The 1,165-nt window shown below is 75.9% G+C and carries 1 protein-coding gene; it reads left to right on the top strand.

The genetic code is table 11. The features are described from left to right. The coding region (locus E2651_RS44525) for an SAV_2336 N-terminal domain-related protein (protein ID WP_280922841.1) at positions 1–1,165 on the top strand (1,165 nt) is incomplete at both ends.

Raw genomic sequence — 1,165 nt, 5'->3', positions numbered from 1 at the left:
GCAACGCTCCCTGCGCCCCCTCAAACGCCGCGTCCCCTCCCCCGTCGGGCAGGTCATCGACGAGGAGGCGACGGCCCACCGCATCGCCCGTCTCGGCGGACATCCGCGCGGCTGGCTGCCGGTGCTCCGCCCCGCCGACGAGCGCTGGCTGCGGCTTTGTCTGGTGTACGACGCGGGGCCGACGATGCCGATCTGGCGCCCCCTGGTCCACGAACTGCACACGGCGCTCGCCCAGTCCGGCATCTTCCGCACGGTGGAGCTGCACCGGGCGACACCGGACGGCCGGGTCCCGCCCCAGGCCGCGCACGCGCCCGCGACGGGCCGCACGGTCGTCCTCCTGATCAGCGACTGCATGGGCCCGCAGTGGCGCGAAGGCCCCGCGGGCACCCTCTGGTACCGCACGCTCCGCCGCTGGGCCTCCCAACTGCCGCTGGCCCTGATCCAGCCGCTCCCGGAACGCCTCTGGCGCACCACGGCGCTCCCCACGACCCCGGGCACCCTCTCCGCCCCGCACCCGGCGTCCCCTTCGGCCTCCCTGGCCTTCACGCCGTACGCGGCGGACCCCGCGCCCCCACGCGGCGCGACGCCGATCCCGGTACTGGAACCATCGCCGACGTGGCTGTCTCACTGGGCGTCCCTGGTGGCGGACGCGGGCGGCTGCCAACTGCCGGGTTCGGTGGCCTGGTTGGGCCGCACCCCGCCCGTCCCGGAGCCCGAGGCCGAGGCGGTCACCGACCTCACCCCCGAGGACCTGGTGCTCCGCTTCCGCTCCACGGCCTCCCCCGAGGCCTTCCGCCTGGCGGGCCACCTGGCGGTGGGCGAGCCACACCTGCCGGTGATGCGCCTGGTCCAGGCGGCGGTGGAGGAACGCCCGCGCCCGCAGCACCTGGCGGAGGTGATCCTGAGCGGCATGCTTTCGTCGGGCGCGGGCGCGGGGTCGTACGCATTCCGCGACGGCGTACGCGAGTTGCTGCTCCGCACACTGCCGAGGACCGCGCGGGGGCGTACGCGGGAACTCCTCGCCCGCGTGGGCGGGTTGATCGACGAGCGGGCGGGGGTGGCGCCCGGGGAGCTGCGGGCGGTGGTTTCCACCGGCGGGGGTGCCGGGGACCAGGCTCCTGCGGGGGAGCCTTTCGCGACGGTCACTCCGGAGAGTGTGCGGCAG

The organism is Streptomyces sp. MZ04, from assembly GCF_004684775.1.
Taxonomy (GTDB): domain Bacteria; phylum Actinomycetota; class Actinomycetes; order Streptomycetales; family Streptomycetaceae; genus Streptomyces.
This window is presented reverse-complemented; position numbering and strand designations above follow the sequence as displayed.